Source organism: Paenibacillus amylolyticus (assembly GCF_036894225.1).
GTDB classification, from domain to species: domain Bacteria; phylum Bacillota; class Bacilli; order Paenibacillales; family Paenibacillaceae; genus Paenibacillus; species Paenibacillus amylolyticus.
Genome location: NZ_CP145892.1, coordinates 4,119,109 through 4,141,298, shown reverse-complemented (window position 1 = coordinate 4,141,298; position 22,190 = coordinate 4,119,109). Strand labels below are relative to the sequence as shown.

Here is a 22,190-nt window from a genome sequence, read left to right as displayed (position 1 = left end):
CTTTACAAACTACACTGTACGGTGTAGTGTAACAAATGTAGCGTATCAAATCAATGATCAAGGAGGTTTTTATTCATGAATACCATACCGTCTGTTGTTGATGTTTTCATTGTCGGGGCCGGAACCACAGGGCTTACACTTGCCTGCGACCTTGCCCGTCGAAACGTCAACCATCGTATTATTGAACGAAGCACCGTGTATAACGTTGCATCTCGCGCCAAAGGAATCCAGCCTCGCTCGCTTGAAGTCGTAGATGATTTGGAAGCCGTTCACTACATTGTTGATACAGGTGTTGTGGACTTACCTGTTCGTTATTATACCGCAGATGGCAGAAGTGTGAACAAGCCGACTATTACCGTTGCAGCCAGCGCCGAACTTGAGACACCCTATCGTGATCCGGTCTGGATTGCTCAATTTGATGTGGAAAAAGCGTTGCGCGACCGATATGCAATGCTTGGCGGTCAAGTTGAGTTGGGCATGGAAGCTGTAGGGCTTGTTCAGGATGTGGATGGTGTATCGGTAACGGTGAATACAGCACAAGGAGAAGAGCAAATTCGTGCAAGTTATGTAGTCGGCGCTGACGGGGGCAAAAGCAATATCCGCAAATTTATACACTTACCGTTGGTTGGGGAAACACATGATCATGAGCGATGGTATCTTGGCGATGTACGATTGGAAGGGTTAGATCGTGACCATATCCATATCTGGACTTCTTCGGAGGGGATGATCGGGGTGACCCCGCTGCCAAAATCCGATATTTGGCAACTGCAGGCTACAATTCCGGCAGACATTGATGAACCAGAGCAACCGTCGCTAGAGGTGTATCAAGCCATGTTTGACCGTCGCGCCGGGTCCGGACGTGTTCGGCTTACGGATGCTTCTTGGTTGTCCATCTACCGGGTCAACGTTCGTATGGTTGAATGTTACCGAAACAACCGGGTCTTTCTTGCCGGTGATGCTGCTCATGTTCATTCGCCGGCCGGTGGTCAAGGCATGAATACGGGAATACAGGACGCATACAACCTCGGCTGGAAGCTGGCGGCTGTCATACACGGAGCAGACACCGCCTTACTCGACACCTACGATGAGGAGCGCCGCCCAGTGGCTCAGGCCGTGCTCAAAGACAGCACTAAGAAGATGGGAGGCGTCATAGGAACGGCGACTGAAGGCGGAGGGTTGTCCCAATCCTTGAGCACCATATCCGACGATCTGACGAGCGGGCTTCTCATTTCCTATCGTTCAAGTTCGCTTACCCGTCCGTCTGCTCGAACAAATGCTACCCGCTTACTTCCTGGAGATCGTGCTGCTAATGCTACTGGACTACAAGGCACCGGGTTTGCAGGAAGTGTCTTTGACCTCTTGCGCGGCCCACACTGGACGCTTTTGGCTTTTGCAAACTACATCGATCCTTCTCTGAAGAACTTCACCAACGATGCACTCCATTTGCATTATATCTTTCCAGCGAAGGTGGAGGAGGCGGAAGGCATAATAGACACTGCCGGGAATGCTTATCGAATTTACGATGTCGCAAGTAAAGAACTTGTATTGATTCGTCCTGACGGTTACATCGCCTTGCGCACCTCCATTGATGATACCGCATCGATCCTGAATTACTTGAATTTGTATGGCTTATCATAGGATCGAGCGACCCAAGGTTCTGCCCGAGTCACATCGTCTTATTGAAAATAGAGTGCAAGAAATTCTATTCATGCAAAAAAGGGTCTTGCCATTTTCATAACAGGACCCTTTTTGAGTAAACTAAAAATCCCTCAAACGATCAAATACCTCATATAAATCCTCGTGATTGACCTTAACCAAATCATCTTGACGCAGTTCCAAATGCTGCTGTAATTGCTCCAGCAACTCCGTTAGAACAACATAAATCTCTTCCCGCTCAACAGTTTCAATAAAGCCGGTCTTGGCATCCATCTTGTTGAAGGCCTGTGTGTAGTTCTCAACCATGGAGACGAGCTGTTTGTGTATAGCTTCCTGATTGTTCAAATCTTGACTTAATTGCCGGATTTCCTTCAAGCACTGCTTGTACAATTGAGCTGCTTTTTTGGCGTGTGCCGCCTTGATGTGGTCCCGTCCATCCCAATCCCGAAATGGATTGTTCAGGTTCTCTTCAAGCCATTCCGGTTTGCGTGCTTTGGTGATTTCCATATCAAGTCCGGCAGCAACGGATTTTTTATATCTTGTTTTGATCGATCTGGCTGCATCGGCAGGCAGGCTGGTTAGCCACAGCGTAGCCAATTTTGGAATTTGCTCTGGATCAGGGAATTCTTCACCATTGAAGCCGAACAGGTCATATGTAGTGAAGGTCTGCAAATTTGCCAAATGCTGAATCGATTCTATATGGGATACATTGCCGGGTTTACCCCACAATCGTAACTCTGAAAGCTCAGGATAATACTGCACAAGTGGCTCCAGATGGAGTTCCGTGATATCTCTGATATACAGACCTTCAAGTCGTGAGATACCCGTAACCTGTGGCATGCCCGATGGAACATTGAGAGTGATGCATTTACCGTCTTCATAAGCCGCGATACGCAGATCAGGAGACAACTCTCCTGTGAAATTCAGACTTTTCATCTTTGTGTTCAAAATCAACTCCTTCAACCCACTGACATCCACAATAAGTCTGGTCAGGTGGCTCTTGCTGATATTGAGCATCGTTTGACCATGATGTATGATATGAAGTTCATTAATGAACGGGTTGTCCTCTATAGATGGAAAGATTGATTCCGTATATCCATCCATTTCAATATGTGTCAGACAAGGTAGCTTTGCGAGTTCGGCTACATCTTCAGAAGATGTAGGGCTGAAATCGCGGAGTGTACTCGTACTGCGCCGCATTACACGATCGCCAATCATCACTTCTTCGTCATCATCCGCAGCTTGTTTGAACTGCGCTCTTCGGATCGAATCGATACCTTCCCATTCACGCTGGAGATAGAGACTTTCTCCGATCGGCCAGCCTCCGCCATACGTATTTGTTTCCTCGGTGTAGAGAGGAGGGATGTTGCCTGCAAGCACATACTGTGAAGGAACATTAGCACTCACGAAACTATGGGCAAGTCGGTCATTCCAGAAATAGAAATTACAGATCAGCGGTTTCATCTGATGAAGATGCATTTCATTAGGCAGTTGATCACCAGTCCAATCCAACTGAAGGACGGAGGCAAGCGTGTCAGAAGTTTTACCCTCTGTTTCTTTCAGTCCAGTTACCTGGCAGGCTGTATATTGTTGTAATTTTTCGACGTACACGCAGTACACATCTCCAACATTGGGGATCATGTTATGCTCCTTTCGTTCTGCATCAATCGATGCTAAGCTACTTGTAAACCAAGTATTCTGTAGAACTAATAATAGATGAATTATATCAAAGTCATTCAGAGACTACCATTTTGGATAGAGTCGAATAGGCTTGAATACTTTTATAAAAAGGAACGATGTCTATGGATACAAGTATGAGCCGCAACAAAAAACTGGGTGAGTTTTTGAAATCACGGAGAAGCCGCATTCAACCGGAACAAGTTGGATTGTCAGGATCTCATGGACAGCGAAGAACACCCGGTCTACGGCGGGAAGAAGTGGCAGTATTGGCTGGTGTCAGTGCAACGTATTACACGTGGCTCGAACAGGGTAGAGAGTTGGCGGCTTCACGAGAAGTGATGCAGAGTATAGCGGATGCGCTCCGTTTAAACCTTGAAGAGAAGAGTCATCTGTTTGACTTATGGGACCCTAATACGGAACATGAATTCCTTGCTTCGTATTCACAACTGGAGCCAGGGTGGCAGAGCATTATTGGCCAGTTGACTCATCCTTCCTTTATTACCAATGAACGCTCTGAGGTACTTGCCTGGAATGAAGCTGCAGATACGAACCTCTTCAACTTCTCGTCGATGAATGTGAATGAGCGTTTAATGATGCGGATTTTATTTCTGGATACAGCGCTCAGGGAGCGTATGCACAACTGGGAGGAGTTCGCGCGGCACTCGGTAGCCGTATTCCGTACGTATTATGACAAGTATCCGAGTGACCCCGAATTTAGCAGAATCGTGAAACAATTGAGTGAAGAAAGTGTAGACTTCCGAACGATCTGGAACTTGCACCAAGTTGAATTCAAACAAGTCAATCGTGTCCTGCTTGAAACGACGGATCGGGCAGATGGCGTTGTGCATGCATACGATATCTTTTCCATGAATAATCTGAACAGCCAATCAGGCATTCATTGTTGTATTTACGTTCCTGTTGCCATATAGAAAGTTAATCAAACTGGTAATTTCTTTACTAGCATAAACAGAGTGTGGTTGAGGTCTCGGAAGTGAAATAGAATGAACTCAAGTTCGTACGTATCTAGTTAACGTTTCTATTTCAAGATGAAAAGAGGGAGCCACATGCTCAAAACAAGAACACTGGGAAATGATAAATTACGAATATCTGCGCTCGGCCTGGGTGTGATGATGATGCCGGATAATGACGAATCGGTACATACCATTCAGGGTGCGCTGGATGCAGGAGTTACCATGTTTGATACGGCGGATCTGTACGGAGCGTATGAAAAACAGCGATTTGGAGGGAATGAAAAATTGCTTGGACGCGCGCTTCAAGGTCGAAGATCCAAGGCAATCGTTGCCACCAAATTTGGTATAACACACACGCAGGGCCCAAAGGGAGATCCAGCCTACATCAAAAAATCAGTAGATGCGAGTCTCTACAACCTGGGAATGGATTATATCGATCTGTATTATCAACATCGTCCTGATCCGAATACACCCATTGAAGAGACTGTAGGCACACTTGCCGATCTGGTTCAACAGGGGAAGATTCGATATATTGGTTTGTCCGAAGCGCCAGTAGAGATCATTCGACGTGCACATGCTGTTCATCCAATTACAGCGTTGCAGACCGAATATTCATTATGGAGTCGAGAGCTTGAGGATGAGATTATGCCTGTCCTGCATGAATTGAACATAGGCTTGGTTCCATACAGCCCATTGGGACGTGGTTTCCTGACAGGTCAGATCCGTTCTATAGACGATCTCCCGGAAGATGATTATCGTCGTCACTATCCGCGTTTCCAAGGTGAGAACTTTCAGAAAAATCTGGAGGTTGTTGGATTGATCCAAGAGATGGCTAAGCAAAAAGGATGCACGGTCTCTCAACTTGCTCTGGCCTGGTTACTTGGAAAGGGAGAACATATCGTTCCGATCCCGGGGACTCGCAACCTGGAAAGAGTTCACGAGAACTTAGGGGCGCTACAGGTTTCGCTTACGGATGATGAGATGAACCAGATAGATCACATATCTCCCCAAGGCATTGCAGCCGGAGGCAGATTCCCTGGTAAAGTCTAGTTTGTTTATACAAGATTCTAAGAAACCTAAAGTTCAGGATTAAAAACAATATATAACATGTGTCAACGGTATTATCTTTCTATTCTCCGGCATACAGTACAACAATGAGATGTATGCCCAAGGAGGAGAAATGATCGTATGATGAATCCGATTTTACAAGCCCCGAATGTTCCGCTGGCAGCCGATTCCAATGCGGTTGTCAATTATCAGAGGGATTCACGCAACTATGTAACCCAGTTGTTTGGAGAACAGCTGCCGACCATTGCAAATGGGTTCTTCAACGTGTACTTAAGCAAAGGAATCATTGTGCAGCCACACTGGCACACCAATGTCACGGAGATGGTTGTGGTCATCACCGGTGAAATTACAGCGTCAGTCTTTAATCCGTTTACGCGTGAACGATTGACATATCGTCTGAAACCAGGTCAGGTTGTTGTATTTCCGAAAGGCTGGTTTCACTGGTTTGTCGCTGAGACAGATGATGTATATGTCTTAACAATCTTTGATCAACCAACGCCTGATATTGTGTTTGGAGCGGATTTCTTGGCAGCTACACCGCCGGAGGTGGCTCACCGCGCGTACTGTTTGGATGAAGAGGCATATACGAGAGCTGTTGCTTCCATTAAAAATGATGCGATTCTTGGCCCTCCAATAGGGTGTGATACGCAGGTTTCTGATCAATCGACCTCACCTTCCAAGACGTCCGTGTCACCATCCAATAAGCTGAAATCTTAAGTCAAGATTCCTTATTCATTATCAAAGTACACAGCCTGTAACTGGAGAATAACAGTTGCAGGTTTTTTTTATGTGTCGATGTAATAATCGTAAGAAGTCACGGAGGGGGTTGGTATTATATTAGAGAAAATTCATAATGCCTGAGTCAGTGTGTTACGTTCTCTGTTAGTATAGTATGAACATCCAACAAAAACGGAGGACTCATAAATGAACATGTCAGAAATGGATACGCTTGAAACTGCAATGAGTTATGCACCTATTTTGATGTTTGACAGAGCCGAACCCTTTTATCCTGATTTTGTTGGCATTTCTGTGTTGCATCGATCTGGGCCTTCACCATCGTTCAGACGGGATATTAAGTTTCCGACCGAGGCAGTACAATATGTAATTGAATATGCAATCTGGTGGGATTATGAGATTGGACATCTGTATGAAATGGAGCATGTATGGGTTTATGTGGGTCATGACGGAGAGGTAGTAGATTGTGAAGCCAGTTTTCATGGAAAGGTGCTGCGCGGATTGTTGAAGGGGCGGGTCAATGTGGTTGGACATCATGTATGTCTGTACTCACAGCCTGGCAAACATGCTTTCTCACCACTTCCGGTTGTATTTGAGTTATTGCCAAACCTGTATAGTGCAGCAGGTGCCGAAGCTGGATGTGATGGGCTACTTGTGAATGAGTTGTTTCAAGATTATTTTGAAACGAATGAACAGATCGATGCTCAGGTGGAGCGTTATCTGCAAACCAAAGCGTTTGTACCTACCATGGAGTTCGAAGAATATTTACTAAAACAGGAGATGTTCATGACGTGGGATAATCTGTTTGATATTATTCCGCACAGGATTAAGGACCGCTTAATTGAACTGGAGCAGTTATATAACACATAAGTAATTAGTTTTAAACGGGTTTTATGTTAATTTAAAGTATATTTTTTCGCTTCAAAACCAAACTTTGTTGATTCGGGTTTGGTTTTTTTATGGGGAAATGGACTCAGTATGAGTAAGTATTTATTAGACTTAAGTCTTGAAATGTTGAGTGTGTGCAGCAAAATACATAATTTTTACACATGGAAAATGATATTTGTTAGACGTAAGAACTATACAACTTCTTATGTAAATATAAGAAGATCATGTCACATGAAAAAATGTATGGAGAATGTATGTGTAAGTCAATGCAGAATGTTGATTATACGTATGCATGTAAATGTAAAAAGCAATTTAATAGGTAAAAAGTATAATTTATATTAAAAAGAAGATTCTTTATATCTGAAATAAAAATTCATAATAGTGCAAATTTATAAAAATAAAAATCTTCTATTCAGTTTTAATATATTTATGTCGAAATAGATCGTAAGTTGTCTGGAGCGCGACCTAGAGAAGGGTTTACCAAGCGTTATATACATAACTGGACACTACGATGCCTAGGAGGAGATTACATGAAGTGGTTTGGAAATATGAAAACAGCAACAAAGATTATCTCAGCGTTTTTAGTTGTGTCGATAATCCTTGCGGCGCTTGGCGTCTACTCTGTAGTAACATTGAGAAGTACGAATGAACGAATGCAAGAGATGTATAACAACAATCTAATCTCTGTCAAAGAATTATCATCTGCTCAGATTGATTATCAAAGAATGCGTGTGAACGTGCGTGATTTGAGCTTCGAAACCGTTGAAACCGAAAAAACTCGGATCACGGAGAACATCGCTTCGATCCGTCAGAGTGTGAATGATCGCCTGACCATCTATCGTCCGCTTGCAACAACCCCTGAAGAAATAGAGTTACTCCGTAATTTTGATGCGGAATATCCAGGATATTTAACAATGTTTGAACGAGCAACTAATCTGGCTGTCGCAGATGATCAAAGTGCCTTTAATACCTTCCTTAAATCTGAGCTTAAACCACAAGGAGACAGGATTGTAGAACTCCTTACCAATTTGATCGACCTTAATGAAAGTATGGCTGAACAGGCGAATATACAATCTCAGGCTGCCTATTCACAAGCATTTAAAGTAACGATAATTCTTGTGGTTCTGTCCGTACTCTTCAGTATTCTCATTGGATATATCATCTCTCGCTCCATTTCGAAGCCACTCATGGCCATGCTGGGTCTAGCTACAGAAGTTGCCAACGGAAATCTGACACTTAAGTCAGACATCTCCAGCAAAGATGAAGTGGGTCAACTAGCCGCGGCACTGAATCGGATGGTCGATAATCTGAAAGAGTTAATTAACAATATCGTGATGAACTCCCAAAGTGTTGCTGCTTCTTCGGAACAGATCTCAGCCAGCACACAGGAAATTGCGAGCACCAGCACAAGCCAATCCAGTGAGGCGGGAAATATCTCCGAATTGTTCAAGGAGCTTTCACTTGCCATTAACTCCGTCGCTGCAAGTGCGGAAGAAGCGGCTGAACTGTCCAACGATACGGTGAAGACTGCTCGTGAAGGTGGACTTGTTGTACAGACTTCATTGGAAGGTATGCAAGCTGTTAATACAAAAATGACTAAACTTGAAGATGATTCTCGTAAAATCGGTGACATCATTGAAGTGATTGACGATATTGCTGAGCAGACCAATCTGCTAGCGCTGAATGCTGCAATTGAAGCGGCACGTGCCGGAGAACAAGGACGAGGATTCGCCGTAGTAGCAGATGAAGTCCGGAAGCTTGCCGAACGAAGTGGCGAGGCGACCAAAGAAATTACAGCCATCATCAAAGCAATGCAGGAAAATACGAGACAAAGTGTACAGGCTGTAGTAGCCAGTGTTGAGCAGTCTTCCATGACTGGACAGGCGTTTGATCAGATCATTGATATGGTCAATAACTCCTCACAGAAAGTAAACGAAATTGCTGCTGCATGTGAAGAAGAAGCAGCCCAAGCCGCAGAGGTGATGAGCTCTGTTGAATCCATCTCGGCTTCCAGTGAGGAATCCGCTGCAGCGTCTGAAGAGACAGCGGCAACATGCCAATCTCTGGCACGTCTGGCGGAAGAATTGGCAAATTCGGCAGCTGCCTTCAAAACAAATTAATAAAATTGAATTGAGGGTGAATCGATGTCTTCACTTCAGAAGGAACAATATATTGAACTGTCTGTAGGTGCAGAGACTTGCGCCATTCGAATCGAAGAAATTCACGAAATTATTAAAATGCTTAGCATTACAGATATTCCATTTAGCCGCCCAGAGATCAAAGGGGTAGTTAATCTGCGTGGCAAGGTTGTATGTGTGATGAGTCTGCGGAACCTGCTGGGTATGCCGGATGAACCGGACACCAGAGCAACGCGTATTATCGTAGTTCGACATCAGGAAGAATATATTGGCTTGATCGTGGATCGGGTGAACAAGGTAACCACATATTCCGAAATTCATCCGCCAACCGGCGGATATGGTCGTAACCGTGAAGGTTTATTCCATGGTGTGGGTCAACAGGAAGACAAGCTTGTGGGCATTTTGAAACTGGACGAAATATTGGGCGGTTAGGGAGGTATATATGAATGATGGATTTGTCTGCCTACCGTGACATCTTTATCGAAGAACTGAATGATCAACTGGAACGTATGGATCAGTCTTTATTGGCATTGGAGCTTTCGCCATCTGTAGAACTGGTTCAGACGCTGTTTCGGGCAGCCCATACTATCAAGGGATCGGCATCCACAATGGATTTCCGTGAATTAAGCGACCTCACGCATGAAGTGGAGTATGCTCTTGAATGGGTCCGGGAGAAAAAACCGGAGATGACTTCGGAGCTAATTGATACGTTGTTCCGCTCTTTGGACGCCATGAAGGTACTTCGGGATCAGTACATTCGTGGGGAAGCCTATGCAGATTTTCGAGCAGTAGTAAGAGAAATAAAGGATTTAATTCAGACTCCGGCAGTAGTCGGAAAACTTATAATACCTCAATTGCAACCAGCAGAATCGATTATGGCACAGGTAGCTATTGTGTCAGGGAAGCAGTTATTGTCCATTCATGTTGTGCTGGAGCAGAAGTGCATGATGAAAGCGGCCAGATATCATATTTTACGACAACGCATTGAGGACATCTGTGGTACGGTTGTCGCTACTTCGCTCATGGAGAGTCAACCGGGCGCGCAGAATGAAGATGATCATTATGGTCAGTTCATCATCATCGTAGCAACGTCGAATGACCAACAGCAGCTTAAGGCAGAGCTGTCTTCAGACTCGGATATTCATATGCTGGAGATTAATCCATATCTGCTGGAATCCAATGAGGTTGCAGCGACGTCTGCACCACTTGAATTAATCTCTGAAACAGAGCAAACGAAACAAAGCTTTCCTACCGTAAATACAACTGGGCCGGATGAGAAAGTGAAAGCTGCTCAACCTACAGTTCGTGTGAGTGTTGAACGTCTGGACCATTTGATGAATTTGGTCGGTGAACTGTTAATTGATCAGACATCCCTTGCAGATCTGAGTGGATCGGGTGCGCGTAAGGAGTCTTCACCACTCATCCGGAGTATTAGTGGTGTATCCGATCATATGGGCAGGGTAATCAAGGAACTCCAAGAAGGTGTAATGAAGACACGGATGTTACCCATTGATCAACTATTCAGTCGCTTCCCGAGATTGGTTCGTGACCTATCACAGAAGCTGGGTAAGGATCTGGAACTGGTTATTCAAGGTGGAGAGACTGAGCTTGACCGGATGATTATTGAAGAACTGAGTGACCCGCTGATCCATCTCATCCGCAACAGTGCAGATCATGGCATTGAAAGTGCAGAGATTCGGGCGGAGAACGGTAAGCCGTCCAAAGGACGTATTACATTAACTTCGTTTCATGAAGAAAATCATGTTGTCATTCGTTATTCGGATGATGGCAAAGGTATCGATGGTGAGAAGATTAAAGCTTCCGCCTTGGGCAAGGGCATCATTAGTGAGGAACAGGCTACACGCCTAACAACACAGGAAGCTGTCCACCTCATATTTGAACCTGGCTTCTCGACGGCTTCTTCTGTCAGTGAAGTATCAGGACGCGGTGTTGGAATGGACATCGTGCGTAGTCAGATCGGGCGACTCAACGGCATCATTGATATTGATACGGAGGTTGGTGTGGGTACCACGTTTACGATTCGTCTACCGCTCACACTGGCGATTATTAAAGGTCTGTTAGTCAAAGTATCGGGTCGTGTGCTGATCTTGCCGATGTATAATGTTGCTGAGATTGTTCGAATTTCACCTGAAGATATTCAGATGATCCAGGGGCAACAAGCGATCCTGAATCATGGACGAATTGTACCTTTTCACCGACTGTGCGACAGGCTCAACTATCCACGAACAGACCGCAAATCCAAGACCATTCCACTGGTGATCGTGCGTTCCGTTGATAAAATTGCAGCTTACGCAGTAGATGAGATTATAGGAAATCAGGAAGTCGTTATTAAGACACTCGGTACGTATCTGGGAGCGATGAACCATCTATCTGGAGCAACGATCCTCGGTAATGGTAAGGTTGCCCTTATATTGGACGCGTCCTATCTGGTGAGTCTTTAATCGTTAGATAAACACAATTTTTATGCAGGCCAAAAAGCCTCATCATCCATAACTGGACGGTGGGGCTCTTTGTTGTACCTTTTGACATTGTGACCACTCAGGATTTGAAAATGAGATCCATAAACCGGTTGGCTGCCAGAGAGATCGGCATATTGCGTTTGGTCATAATCCCCACATGGGAAGGGGGGAGCGGGACATCAAGCTGAATTTCGAAGAGAGAGCCTTCCTCCAGCTCTTTGGATATAAATTCACGTGTGACATAGGAAATACCCAGTCCTCGACGCGCAAACTCAATCAACAGATCAACACTACCAACCTCAATCTCAGGTTTTAACGTGTAATTATAGCTGTTAAACAACTCAGTTATAGCCATCCGAACACGGCTGTTCCGGGAGAAGAGGATCAGTTGATGCTCCAGAAGCATCTCAAGTGTCATGATTTTACCCTTCAACTGAGCATAACGTTCCCCAGCTACAAAACAGTCCTTCAACTGAATACTTTCCCTGACTTCTAGCTGTGGATCAACAATGGGCATCCGAACAACACCAAGATCAATCTTGCCTTCTTTCAGAAAGGTGATGACTTCCGGCGTAGTTCCATGACTCAGATGTAGCTTGATATTAGGGTACAAGGTGTGGAATTCCTCTAGATACGCCAGCATGTAATGCTTGAACAGGGAGTCACTGCCACCAATCCGGAGTTCACCATTGTCGAGATTCTTCAGTGCGGCCATTTTTTCTTCTGCAAGTGAGATCAGAATCTGGGATTGTTCAATATAGGAGTATAGACTGGCACCTTCCTGTGTCAGCGCTACACCCTTGGAATTTCGATAAAACAAGGTAAGACCAAAGCTCTCTTCCAATTGCTTAATGGCATGACTGACGCTGGGTTGAGTGATATACAGTGCTTTCGCAGCCTGTGTCAGACTTCCCGTTTTGGCGGCCCAATAAAAGACTTTATATAGTTCGTAATTTGTAGTCATAGATGTGGTCTATAGCTCCTGTGAAATATATTAATTACTTGTATGGCTATAAAACGTATTATAGTGTAACTACAACAAAGAAACCAGAGTTACTTGGAAGGAGAACGGTAAGATGGAACCAACTACCATTGTTTTATTTGGTGCAACTGGCGATTTAGCCAAAAGAAAAATATATCCTGCCTTATATAACTTATATCTTGAGCAGAAGCTTCCTGAAACCTTCTCATTGATTGGTCTGGGGCGTAGAGATTGGTCTGATGAATTCTTTCAGGCACAAGTGGAAAAATCATTAAATGAATTTTCCAGACGCCAAGCTGATCCTGAAGTTGTGAAGTCATTTGTGAAAGCTTTCCGCTACAGTGTATTGAATATAAGCCATAAGGAAGATTATATAAAGCTGTTGGGATTAGTTGAACAAAGAGAAGCTGAACTTGGCATTCCGTCCAATCGCTTGTTTTATCTCTCGGTTGGTCCGGAATTTTTCGAACCGATTGCCGAGAACATTCAAGAAAGTGGACTGGGTTCCACAGAGGGATGGAAACGCCTCGTTATCGAGAAGCCATTTGGTCACGATCTACAGTCCGCCAGAGACCTTAATCGCAAATTAAGCGAATCGTTCACGGAGGAAGAGATTTATCGGATTGACCACTATTTGGGCAAACCGATGGTACAGCGTCTGGAGACGTTGCATCAGAGTAACCCAATCATGAAGGCGTTATGGAACAACCGTTACATCTCCAATGTGCAAATTACGGCGAATGAGACTGTAGGTGTCGAAGAACGTGCATCCTATTATGATCATGTTGGTGCAGTGCGAGACATGTTCCAGAATCATATGTTGCAATTGCTCATGATGATGGCGATTCAGCTTCCATACAACAGTACTTCCGAAAAAGTTGGATTGAAGAAAAAACACATTATGGAATCGATCCAGCCGTTACAAAAACAAACTGTGGGCGCAAACATCATCCGTGGACAGTATGCAGAAGGCAACATTCAAGGTAAACCGGTAAATGCGTATACTGCTGAACCGGGTGTAGCCGAGAATACGATGAATGACACATTCATTGCTGCCAAATTGCAAATTGATGATTTCTTCTGGCGTGGTGTTCCGTTTTACATTCGCACGGGTAAAAGAATGAAGGAGAAATCAACACGTATCGTGATTGAATTCAAAGAACCTTCAGGACAGACAAATGTGCTGAAAAACAAGGGTTCCAAGCCAAACCTGCTTGTCATTGAGATGAGTCCGGATCAGAGCATGACATTGCAACTGAATGCAAGTGATCCTGAGAATAAAGGTGAATTCAAGCCGGTTCATATTGATCTTTCTCCGGACAAAGGTGACCTTGCGGAAGCTTATGAGAATCTGATTCGTGATGCTTTGCTGGGTGATCCAACCTTCTTTGCCCACTGGGATGAAGTAGAATTGTCATGGGCATGGGTGCAGCCAATTCTGGATGCATTCCAGGAAAATCTGTTGCCACTTCACCTGTATCCTGCGGGTAGCTATGGACCGGTTGAATCAGATGTTATGCTTGAAGAAGAAGGTCACCACTGGTGGTTTGATGAGCCGGCGGATCAGGAGTCTGTAGTTACAAATAGCATACCCTTGGCGGTTAATGCGAATCTCTAAACCAAAATAAAAAATATATCTGGAGGTAATTTAATCATGAAATTTTTTATCGATACAGCTAACGTGGAAGATATCCAAAAAGCATACAAAATCGGCGTATTGTCTGGCGTAACAACAAACCCATCTTTGGTAGCCAAAGAAGGCGTGAAATTCGAAGATCGTATTGAAGAAATCTTGCGTTTGGTACCTGAAGTGGAGTCCGTTTCTGCGGAAGTGACACCAGATGCCCTTACTGCTGAAGAAATGATCGCGCAAGCAGACGAGTTGATCAAAATTAACAACAGCGACAAAAACATCACGATCAAATTGCCGATGACACTAGCAGGACTTGAAGCTTGCCGTTACTTGACCAAAAAAGGTGTGAAAACCAACGTAACGTTGATCTTCACTGTGAACCAGGCGCTTCTGGCTGCTCGTGCTGGTGCGACATATGTATCCCCATTCCTGGGACGTCTTGATGATATCTCTGAGGATGGCGTACAATTGGTTACCAAAATTGCTGAATTGTTCCGTACACATAACCTGGATGCACAGATTATTGCGGCTTCTGTAAGACATCCGGATCACGTTACACGTGTAGCGATGGCTGGAGCACATATTGCTACTGTTCCATTCTCCGTCATTGAACAGATCTCCAAACACCCGCTGACAGATCAAGGTATGGACAAATTTGCAGCTGACTGGAAAAAAACAGTACAATAATCACTGAATATATATTCGTTTCAACTTACAATAAAACTATATAAATCATGGAGCATTGGGAGGACATAATGAGTAAACAACAGATTGGTGTTATTGGATTGGCAGTAATGGGTAAAAACCTGGCTTTGAATATTGAAAGCAAAGGTTTCTCGGTATCGGTATTTAACCGTTCCCCGGAGAAAACGAACGATCTTCTGAAAGAAGCAGAAGGTAAAAACCTGACAGGTGCGTTCACTATTGAAGAATTCGTGGAATCCCTGGAGTCTCCGCGTAAAATTCTGATCATGGTGCAAGCAGGTAAAGCAACAGATGCAACGATCGAGCAACTGCTTCCTCATCTGGATCAAGGCGACATTATTATCGATGGAGGTAATGCTTACTTCCCTGACACACAACGTCGCAGTAAAGAACTGGAAGAAAAAGGTTTCCGCTTCATCGGAGCAGGTGTATCCGGTGGTGAAGAAGGCGCACTGAAAGGCCCGGCAATCATGCCAGGCGGTCAGGAAAGTGCTTATCAGTTGGTAGAACCGATCCTTACAGCGATCTCTGCCAAAGTTGGCGATGACGCTTGCAGCACATATATCGGACCAGACGGTGCCGGACACTATGTGAAAATGGTGCATAACGGTATCGAGTACGGAGATATGCAGTTGATTGGTGAAGCTTATCACTTGCTCAAATCCGTATTGAACGTTTCCGTTGAAGAGCTGCATGAGATCTTCACCGAGTGGAATCAAGGGGAGCTGGACAGCTACCTGATCGAAATCACGGCAGATATTTTCTCCAAATACGATCCAGAAACAGGCAAACCAATGGTTGACGTTATTCTGGACGCGGCTGGACAAAAAGGAACAGGTAAATGGACAAGCCAAAGTGCGCTGGATCTCGGCGTTCCATTGTCCATGATTACGGAATCCGTATTCTCCCGTTTCCTCTCTGCGATGAAGGACGAGCGTGTAGCAGCTAGCAAAATCCTGAATGGACCAGCGACTGAAGCGTTCTCCGGCGACAAAAAAGCGTTCATCGAGAACGTGCGTAAAGCATTGTTTGCAAGTAAAATCGTATCCTATGCACAAGGATTTGCACAAATGCGTGCAGCTTCCGATGAATACGGCTGGGATCTGAAATACGGTAACATTGCCATGATCTTCCGTGGTGGTTGCATCATCCGTTCGCAGTTCTTGCAAAACATTAAAGAAGCATATGACAAAGATGCAGAACTCAAAAACCTGCTCTTGGATCCTTACTTCCAAAACATCGTTGAATCTTATCAAGGTGCATGGCGTGAAGTTATAGCGGCTGCTGTAAAACAAGGTATTCCAGTACCTGGATTCTCCAGCGCACTGTCTTACTACGACAGCTACCGTACAGAGCGTTTGCCAGCAAACTTGCTGCAAGCTCAACGTGACTACTTCGGTGCTCACACATTCAAACGTGTTGACAAAGAAGGTTCATTCCACTTCCAGTGGATGGACACTAACGAGTAATTTTAATTTCGAAAATATAGCATTCCTGCAGTTGTCCTTGAATTTAATTATTCAGGGCGGCAGCGGGAATGCTTTTTCTCGTTAATGGTTCGAATTTGAATATCATCAAATTGTAATAAAATGTACGAATCTGGGTTTGGCAAACAGATGATCTGACCCTTCAACTACGTTATACTTGTTCAGACGGACCTGTGTCCGTAATGAAAATTCAGAATACAACTTATTGACGTGGAGGTTAGACCGGGCATGTTTGTATTAGCAGGTATATTATTTTTGGTCGTATACGGTTTATTAGTGTTCTACATAGGTTGGAGCGGTTGGAGTTGGATGAAACCAGTTGTGTCCGCCAGATTTCGATGGTTCTATATTATAGCGCTTGTATTCCTTGCCGTTTCCTTCATTTTGGCACGGGTATTTGGAAGCATCTCGTTCCTCGGTATTATCGGTTCTTACTGGCTGGCAATCTTCTCGTTGTTATTGTTGATCCTGCCCGTCGTTCACCTCACGATGTGGTTGCTTAGATTAACCCGTATTCCAAGACATCACACACAGAAATGGGCGGGAGTTGTTACGCTGGTGCTGTTAGTGTCCACAATGGGTTATGGAATCTTTAACGCTTACAGCCCGGTAGTCAGAACATATAATATCCAGATTGATAAAAAAGTAGAAGGTGTAGACAAGCTCAACATTGTCATGGCTGCCGATATGCACTTCGGACTTCTGTCTGGCCCTGCACATGCCAAACGCATGGTGGAGGAAATTAATGCACTGAAGCCGGATCTGGTGCTGTATCCTGGAGATATTATTGATGACAATCTGGATATGTACCGCAATAGCGGAATTGCCGATATTATCAGTGATATTCAGGCCCCATACGGCGTCTATGCTTCACTCGGGAATCACGATAAGTTCGATGGTCCGATTGAAGATCTGATTGCTGCGCTGGAGAAGAGCAACATGCAAGTTCTGTACGATGACAAGATTGTCCTGGATGACAAGATCACCCTAATTGGACGGAAAGACCGAACAGAGAAGGATCGGGCAGAAGTCGCTACTTTAATGCAAGGCACTGATTTGACCCTACCGGTACTTATGATGGATCATCAGCCGTATGATCTGGATATTGCGGAGCAGAATAATGTAGATCTGGTCGTATCTGGTCACACCCATCGTGGTCAGATTGCACCGGCTCAGTTCATTACACAAGCGATCTACGAGAATGATTGGGGTTATCTGCAAAAGGGCTCTATGCACTCCATCGTAACGTCAGGATTTGGATTCTGGGGACCTCCAATTCGTACTAGTAGTCGTTCGGAGATTGTACAGATTAATGTGACCTTCCAGCAATGATGAAAGGCCTTCGAGAGAAGGGCTCCTTATAAGCACGTCAAGCATAGATTGATGATACTGGCTCCGCTGTATGATGACAAGCTCAAATCGACTGTCGTCATAACGCGGAGTATTTCTTATGCAAATTTAGATGAATGCTGATTGATTAAGGAGTTTATATTAACATAAGACGGCTCGATGCCCGGAAATCGGAGCTTCAAGCCGCCTGTTTTTTTATTATGTAAATTAGTTTCTTACCCCTTTTGAAGGAATGGCTTCAAACGAATAAAATGCGCCTTTTGTATTGATTTTACCGATAAGCGTCGTGGCTCCTTTTTTCGTGAAGGTGTACTCGTTCTCTTGGATACGAACGGAATAACCTTTTAGCTCAATACCAAATATAGATCTGACTGTAGGTACAGCGATAGATAGTGCTTTGTTTTTGCTGAGCTTGGGCTTAGCAAAAGACTTTTTGAAATCAGCATCATTTTTCCAGTCGATACCTAATTCGTTGGTGACTTTCCATACCTTTCCGGTCTTGCTGCCGATATGTACGTAATTTAGATTGTCGTCATCCCTATACTGCCATAACATATCTTTTCCTTCTACGGTAAATAAGGTGTAATCAAAAGCTTTTACTGAGGGTACTCCAAGTGTTTTGAGTGAATTTCGTGCTATGTTTGTCATCCAGGCATAGGAATCTTCGGTTTTATATTGCAGAATTGCCGACATTTGATTATCTTTGTCCACATCGATGTAAAGTTGTTGACTTGGTCCAAAGATGACCCAGTAGTTTTGGAGTAAATGTCCATGGTCCTGATCATTGGCTTTGAAACGCCAAAAACCACTTTTAATGAAGATATCTTCATCCTCAAATGTTTTTAAGAAGGCATCAAGCTTCAGGAGCAGCGCATTATCCATGACTTTATTGAGATCAGCGGTATCATACATGATAAGGGTGGACGCGACATGATTTGTATCAGGATCGTATCTTTGTGTGAAATCTGCAAATCCAGTTCCATCTATAGTTCCGTTAATGACCCACGGATCAAATGATGTGTCTATTTTGATGAATTGAATGTTCTGTTTCCCCACGAGTTTAACTAGTTCATCACTCAAAAGTTGTTGTGTCTTCCGATCCAGCTGGTCAGCGGACATGTAATTCTCTATTAACGAGAGTTCATTGGATTTTGCGGCCAAGGTGGGCGGCGCTGATAACAATAGCGAGATGGCAGCAATGACGGCGGTAAATGAAGTGATTTTTTTCAAAGTGAATCCTCCTGATTAGTTTGGGTCATATTATTAGATATCAAAGGGTATATCGCATTTCAACATAACATAACATAAAAGGTAAATGTTTCATATGATCTAAAAAAGTGGAATAGAGCGGTATTATTTTTGGGTTGACACCGTTTTCAGGTTATGATAAATTATATCCGAGGCTTGTTACCGGTAATGCGGGCAAAACCACTATGGAAATGATTTTATTATTTCTGTTTTGGTTTTGCCCTTTTTTATTCCTCAAAAAAAACCAGGTGGGTCCATAATGATTATTAAACAGATATTTAATAACAATATTGTCAGTACCGTGGATGACAAAAATCAGGAACTACTGATCCTCGGCCGGGGAATCGGATTTAAGTTCAAAGCAGGCGATGAGATTGATGAAGAGCGGATTGAGAAGGTATTTCGTCTTCAGGATGCATCGATTTATGAGAAATTCAAATCCATCGTAGCTGAAGTGCCGATTGAGATTCTGCAGGCAACAGATGATATTGTGACACTGGCACGAACGCAATTGAACAAAACCATCAGTGACGGGATCTATGTCTCGCTGTCTGATCACATTCACTTTGCTGTTCAACGCTTGGAAAAAGGAATGATTACTCGTAATCCACTTTCTTGGGAAGTTCAGCACTTCTATAAGGCGGAGTACGATGTGGCCAGAGAAGCACTGACCTTGCTGAAGGAAAGACTGGATATTGAGTTTCCCAAAGATGAAATCTGTAATATTGCCTTGCATTTCATCAATGCGGAAGTCAATGATTCCATGAACGATGTCACCCATCTGATGCAGCTGTTGCAGGAGATCATGAATATCATCAAATATCACTTCAACGTCGAATTGGATGAAGATAGCGTCAATTATTTCCGCTTCATCACCCATTTGAAATATTTCTGTCAGCGTGTCATTACCCATTCTTCACATGATGATGCTGAGGAGTATTTATATGAAGTGGTTCGGAAAAACTATCCGGAGACATTCAAATGTATTGGCAAGATCGAGACTTTTATCCATAAGAACTATCAGTATGACATGACTCACTCTGAGCAGTTATATCTAACGCTCCATCTGGAACGTTTGATGAAAACCAAGCGGGACGAAAAGTCCACGCAATAGAATCAAATTACAACTGGATATCCTATGGGCTTGTTACTGTTCAATCAGGCAATACCCGAATGAGATGGCGCCATCCATATGCGCTAGATTCGTTCGGGTATTTTTTATTGGAAAAATGAGGAGGAAAACATCATGAAACATCAGGAAACGGCGCAGGAAATCATTAAAGCCGTTGGGGGAACAAACAATATTAACTCCGTTTATCACTGCGTCACACGTTTGCGCTTTGATCTGAAAGACAACGAGAAAGTTGATAACGGCTCACTCAAGAAACTGGATAAGGTCATGGGAACGAATATTTCCGGCGACCAATTCCAAGTCATTATCGGTAATGATGTGGCAAAAGTGTTCGATGCCATGGTGAAGGAAAATCCGGCAATCCAGCAAACTACAGAAAATAAAGAACCAAAGTCGGATAAAAAACAAAATGTCGTGCTGAAAATTTTCGAAACAATTGCAGGTGTCTTTGCGCCGATGCTTCCAGCGATTACTGCGGCAGGTATGCTCAAGGGATTACTTGCACTATTCGTGTCCGTAGGTTGGATGTCTGCCGGAACGGATACGTATCGTATTCTTTCAGCCATCGGTGACGGCGTATTCCACTACCTGCCTTTACTGATTGCAGTTAGCGCTGCTCGTAAATTCGGCAGTAACCCGTTTGTTGCGATTGCACTAGGTACTGCACTCATGTATCCAGACATGACAGCATTGTTATCTAGCGGTGAATCGGTTGGATTTTTGGGAATCCCGGTTACAGCAGTAAGTTATGCTTCATCGGTTATCCCGATTCTTCTTGCAGTATGGTTGATGTCCTATGTTGAGAAATGGGTTGACCGCGTTATCCCTGCTGCACTCAAGCTGCTGCTTGTGCCGCTGATTACCTTACTTGTTATGGTGCCGGTAACGCTGATTGCGATCGGTCCATTGGGTACATTTGTAGGTAGCGGATTGTCTGGCGGCATCAACTGGCTGCTGAATGAAGGCGGATTGATTGCAGGTATTGTTCTTGGCGGCGCGATGGCGCTCATTATTATGACAGGAATGCACTATGCACTTGTGCCGATCATCCTGAGTAATATCGCTACACTGGGCTTCGATAAATTCTTGCCATTGACCTTTATCTCCAATATGGGTCAGGCTGGTGCAACACTCGGCGTATTCTTCCGGGCAAAAGATAAAAAACTCAAAACCGTGGCATTGTCAACGAGCTTCACCGCACTCATGGGTGTAACGGAGCCAGCTATGTACGGGGTTAACATGAAGTATAAAAAACCATTTGCCGCAGCGATGATTGGTAGTGCAGTGGGTGGCGGATTCGCCCTTGCTTTTGGCGCGAAAGCGTATGTACTTGCGGGTAACGGTGGTCTGCCAGGACTTCCTTCCCTGATCGGACAAACCTTCTGGTATTCCTTTGGGGGTATGATTTTGGCCTTTATCGTGGGTGCAATCATGTCTACGATATTTGGTATCAAGGAAGAAGAAGGAGACGCAGAGGCGTTGGCTCAATTCTCACCGGGTGCTTCTACAGCACCAGCGAAAGTTGTTTCCAACGATGTTGCAACCGTAAATGTGGACGACATGGGCGATCCAACACCAACGAGTGATGCAGTAGCTGTTGCACCCATGACAGGTAAATCCATCCCGCTCAAAGAAGTCAATGATCCAACATTTGGTGATGAATTGATGGGTAAAGGTGTGGCATTTGTTCCAACGGTGGGCGAATTGGTCTCTCCAGTGACAGGTACCATCATGAATGTGTTCAAAACAAAACATGCGATCGTTGTCCGCAGTGATAACGGAATGGAATTGTTGATTCATGTTGGAATTAACACGGTGAAGCTGCGTGGACAGTATTTTGATGCACATGTTGCTACAGGAGCACGTGTACAGGCTGGAGACAAGTTACTTACATTTGAACTGGCCGAGATTGCAAAAGAATACGACATCACAACCGCTATGGTTGTTACCAATACGGCTGATTACAAGCAGGTTCTACCTGTGAAATTGGGCGAAATCACGATGGGTGAAGACGTCTTGAAAGCTGAGATCTAAACT

General features: G+C 44.2%; 17 protein-coding genes. 14 read left to right on the top strand and 3 right to left on the bottom strand.

The window, feature by feature from the left end; translation table 11 throughout:
* Window positions 1-75 precede the first annotated feature (75 nt).
* The gene (locus V6668_RS18275; RefSeq protein WP_338706375.1) at window positions 76-1,638 is read left to right on the top strand and encodes an FAD-dependent monooxygenase; all 1,563 of its coding nucleotides are present in this window, start codon (window positions 76-78) and stop codon (window positions 1,636-1,638) included.
* 120 nt (window positions 1,639-1,758) lie between these two features.
* Here the strand turns inward: V6668_RS18275 and V6668_RS18270 are convergent, their stop codons facing one another.
* Window positions 1,759-3,297, bottom strand: coding sequence for a hypothetical protein (locus V6668_RS18270; RefSeq protein WP_338706373.1), 1,539 nt, complete (start codon window positions 3,295-3,297; stop codon window positions 1,759-1,761).
* 161 nt (window positions 3,298-3,458) lie between these two features.
* Between V6668_RS18270 and V6668_RS18265 the strand changes: the two genes are divergently transcribed.
* The 7 genes from V6668_RS18265 (at window position 3,459) to V6668_RS18235 (ending at window position 11,598) form a co-directional block, all read left to right on the top strand.
* Window positions 3,459-4,265: a helix-turn-helix transcriptional regulator gene (locus tag V6668_RS18265; RefSeq protein WP_338706371.1), complete on the top strand. Its 807-nt coding sequence runs from the start codon at window positions 3,459-3,461 to the stop codon at window positions 4,263-4,265.
* A 135-nt stretch (window positions 4,266-4,400) separates the two neighbouring features.
* Window positions 4,401-5,357 carry an aldo/keto reductase gene (locus tag V6668_RS18260; RefSeq protein WP_338706369.1) on the top strand — a complete coding sequence of 319 codons (957 nt, stop codon included), beginning with the start codon at window positions 4,401-4,403 and terminating at the stop codon, window positions 5,355-5,357.
* Window positions 5,358-5,495: 138 nt separating this feature from the next.
* Window positions 5,496-6,092 (top strand): cupin domain-containing protein, encoded by a 597-nt coding sequence (locus tag V6668_RS18255; RefSeq protein ID WP_076250084.1) that lies wholly within the window; start codon window positions 5,496-5,498, stop codon window positions 6,090-6,092.
* Window positions 6,093-6,299: 207 nt separating this feature from the next.
* Window positions 6,300-6,980, top strand: a complete 681-nt coding sequence (locus V6668_RS18250) for a hypothetical protein (RefSeq protein ID WP_338706368.1) — start codon at window positions 6,300-6,302, stop codon at window positions 6,978-6,980.
* A gap of 548 nt (window positions 6,981-7,528) precedes the next feature.
* Window positions 7,529-9,118, top strand: a complete 1,590-nt coding sequence (locus V6668_RS18245; protein WP_338706367.1) for a methyl-accepting chemotaxis protein — start codon at window positions 7,529-7,531, stop codon at window positions 9,116-9,118.
* A 24-nt stretch (window positions 9,119-9,142) separates the two neighbouring features.
* Window positions 9,143-9,568, top strand: a complete 426-nt coding sequence (locus V6668_RS18240; RefSeq protein ID WP_017687852.1) for a chemotaxis protein CheW — start codon at window positions 9,143-9,145, stop codon at window positions 9,566-9,568.
* Between the two features lie 14 nt (window positions 9,569-9,582).
* On the top strand, window positions 9,583-11,598 hold the full coding sequence (locus tag V6668_RS18235) for a chemotaxis protein CheA (RefSeq protein WP_338706365.1): 2,016 nt from the start codon (window positions 9,583-9,585) through the stop codon (window positions 11,596-11,598).
* Between the two features lie 97 nt (window positions 11,599-11,695).
* Here the strand turns inward: V6668_RS18235 and V6668_RS18230 are convergent, their stop codons facing one another.
* Complete coding sequence (locus tag V6668_RS18230) at window positions 11,696-12,580, bottom strand: LysR family transcriptional regulator (protein ID WP_036613457.1); 885 nt, start codon at window positions 12,578-12,580, stop codon at window positions 11,696-11,698.
* A gap of 112 nt (window positions 12,581-12,692) precedes the next feature.
* On the opposite strand from V6668_RS18230, the gene zwf reads away from it, so the two are divergent.
* The 4 genes from zwf to V6668_RS18210 all read left to right on the top strand — a co-directional run bounded on the left by zwf (window position 12,693) and on the right by V6668_RS18210 (window position 17,755).
* Window positions 12,693-14,216, top strand: a complete 1,524-nt coding sequence (zwf, locus tag V6668_RS18225; protein WP_036613459.1) for a glucose-6-phosphate dehydrogenase — start codon at window positions 12,693-12,695, stop codon at window positions 14,214-14,216.
* 36 nt (window positions 14,217-14,252) lie between these two features.
* Window positions 14,253-14,918: a fructose-6-phosphate aldolase gene (gene fsa / locus V6668_RS18220; RefSeq protein ID WP_036613461.1), complete on the top strand. Its 666-nt coding sequence runs from the start codon at window positions 14,253-14,255 to the stop codon at window positions 14,916-14,918.
* A gap of 68 nt (window positions 14,919-14,986) precedes the next feature.
* Entirely contained in the window at window positions 14,987-16,405 is a 1,419-nt protein-coding gene (gene gndA / locus V6668_RS18215) for an NADP-dependent phosphogluconate dehydrogenase (protein WP_036672842.1), read from the top strand.
* A gap of 246 nt (window positions 16,406-16,651) precedes the next feature.
* Complete coding sequence (locus V6668_RS18210; protein WP_338706362.1) at window positions 16,652-17,755, top strand: metallophosphoesterase; 1,104 nt, start codon at window positions 16,652-16,654, stop codon at window positions 17,753-17,755.
* A gap of 225 nt (window positions 17,756-17,980) precedes the next feature.
* Here the strand turns inward: V6668_RS18210 and V6668_RS18205 are convergent, their stop codons facing one another.
* Window positions 17,981-19,003 (bottom strand): hypothetical protein, encoded by a 1,023-nt coding sequence (locus V6668_RS18205; protein WP_338706361.1) that lies wholly within the window; start codon window positions 19,001-19,003, stop codon window positions 17,981-17,983.
* A gap of 277 nt (window positions 19,004-19,280) precedes the next feature.
* Here V6668_RS18205 and licT point away from each other — a divergent pair, with 277 nt between their 5' ends.
* Together licT and V6668_RS18195 are read left to right on the top strand one after the other, a co-directional pair.
* Complete coding sequence (licT, locus tag V6668_RS18200) at window positions 19,281-20,135, top strand: BglG family transcription antiterminator LicT (protein WP_036613466.1); 855 nt, start codon at window positions 19,281-19,283, stop codon at window positions 20,133-20,135.
* A gap of 132 nt (window positions 20,136-20,267) precedes the next feature.
* Window positions 20,268-22,187, top strand: coding sequence for a beta-glucoside-specific PTS transporter subunit IIABC (locus tag V6668_RS18195; protein WP_338706360.1), 1,920 nt, complete (start codon window positions 20,268-20,270; stop codon window positions 22,185-22,187).
* Window positions 22,188-22,190 lie beyond the last annotated feature (3 nt).

Excerpts from the sequence above, each read along its gene's own strand:
- V6668_RS18275 (WP_338706375.1), top strand. The coding sequence starts at position 76 with ATGAATACCATACCGTCTGTTGTTGATGTTTTCATTGTCGGGGCCGGA.
- V6668_RS18270 (WP_338706373.1), bottom strand. The coding sequence starts at position 3,297 with ATGATCCCCAATGTTGGAGATGTGTACTGCGTGTACGTCGAAAAATTA.
- V6668_RS18265 (WP_338706371.1), top strand. The coding sequence starts at position 3,459 with ATGGATACAAGTATGAGCCGCAACAAAAAACTGGGTGAGTTTTTGAAA.
- V6668_RS18260 (WP_338706369.1), top strand. The coding sequence starts at position 4,401 with ATGCTCAAAACAAGAACACTGGGAAATGATAAATTACGAATATCTGCG.
- V6668_RS18255 (WP_076250084.1), top strand. The coding sequence starts at position 5,496 with ATGATGAATCCGATTTTACAAGCCCCGAATGTTCCGCTGGCAGCCGAT.
- V6668_RS18250 (WP_338706368.1), top strand. The coding sequence starts at position 6,300 with ATGAACATGTCAGAAATGGATACGCTTGAAACTGCAATGAGTTATGCA.
- V6668_RS18245 (WP_338706367.1), top strand. The coding sequence starts at position 7,529 with ATGAAGTGGTTTGGAAATATGAAAACAGCAACAAAGATTATCTCAGCG.
- V6668_RS18240 (WP_017687852.1), top strand. The coding sequence starts at position 9,143 with ATGTCTTCACTTCAGAAGGAACAATATATTGAACTGTCTGTAGGTGCA.
- V6668_RS18235 (WP_338706365.1), top strand. The coding sequence starts at position 9,583 with ATGATGGATTTGTCTGCCTACCGTGACATCTTTATCGAAGAACTGAAT.
- V6668_RS18230 (WP_036613457.1), bottom strand. The coding sequence starts at position 12,580 with ATGACTACAAATTACGAACTATATAAAGTCTTTTATTGGGCCGCCAAA.
- zwf (WP_036613459.1), top strand. The coding sequence starts at position 12,693 with ATGGAACCAACTACCATTGTTTTATTTGGTGCAACTGGCGATTTAGCC.
- fsa (WP_036613461.1), top strand. The coding sequence starts at position 14,253 with ATGAAATTTTTTATCGATACAGCTAACGTGGAAGATATCCAAAAAGCA.
- gndA (WP_036672842.1), top strand. The coding sequence starts at position 14,987 with ATGAGTAAACAACAGATTGGTGTTATTGGATTGGCAGTAATGGGTAAA.
- V6668_RS18210 (WP_338706362.1), top strand. The coding sequence starts at position 16,652 with ATGTTTGTATTAGCAGGTATATTATTTTTGGTCGTATACGGTTTATTA.
- licT (WP_036613466.1), top strand. The coding sequence starts at position 19,281 with ATGATTATTAAACAGATATTTAATAACAATATTGTCAGTACCGTGGAT.
- V6668_RS18195 (WP_338706360.1), top strand. The coding sequence starts at position 20,268 with ATGAAACATCAGGAAACGGCGCAGGAAATCATTAAAGCCGTTGGGGGA.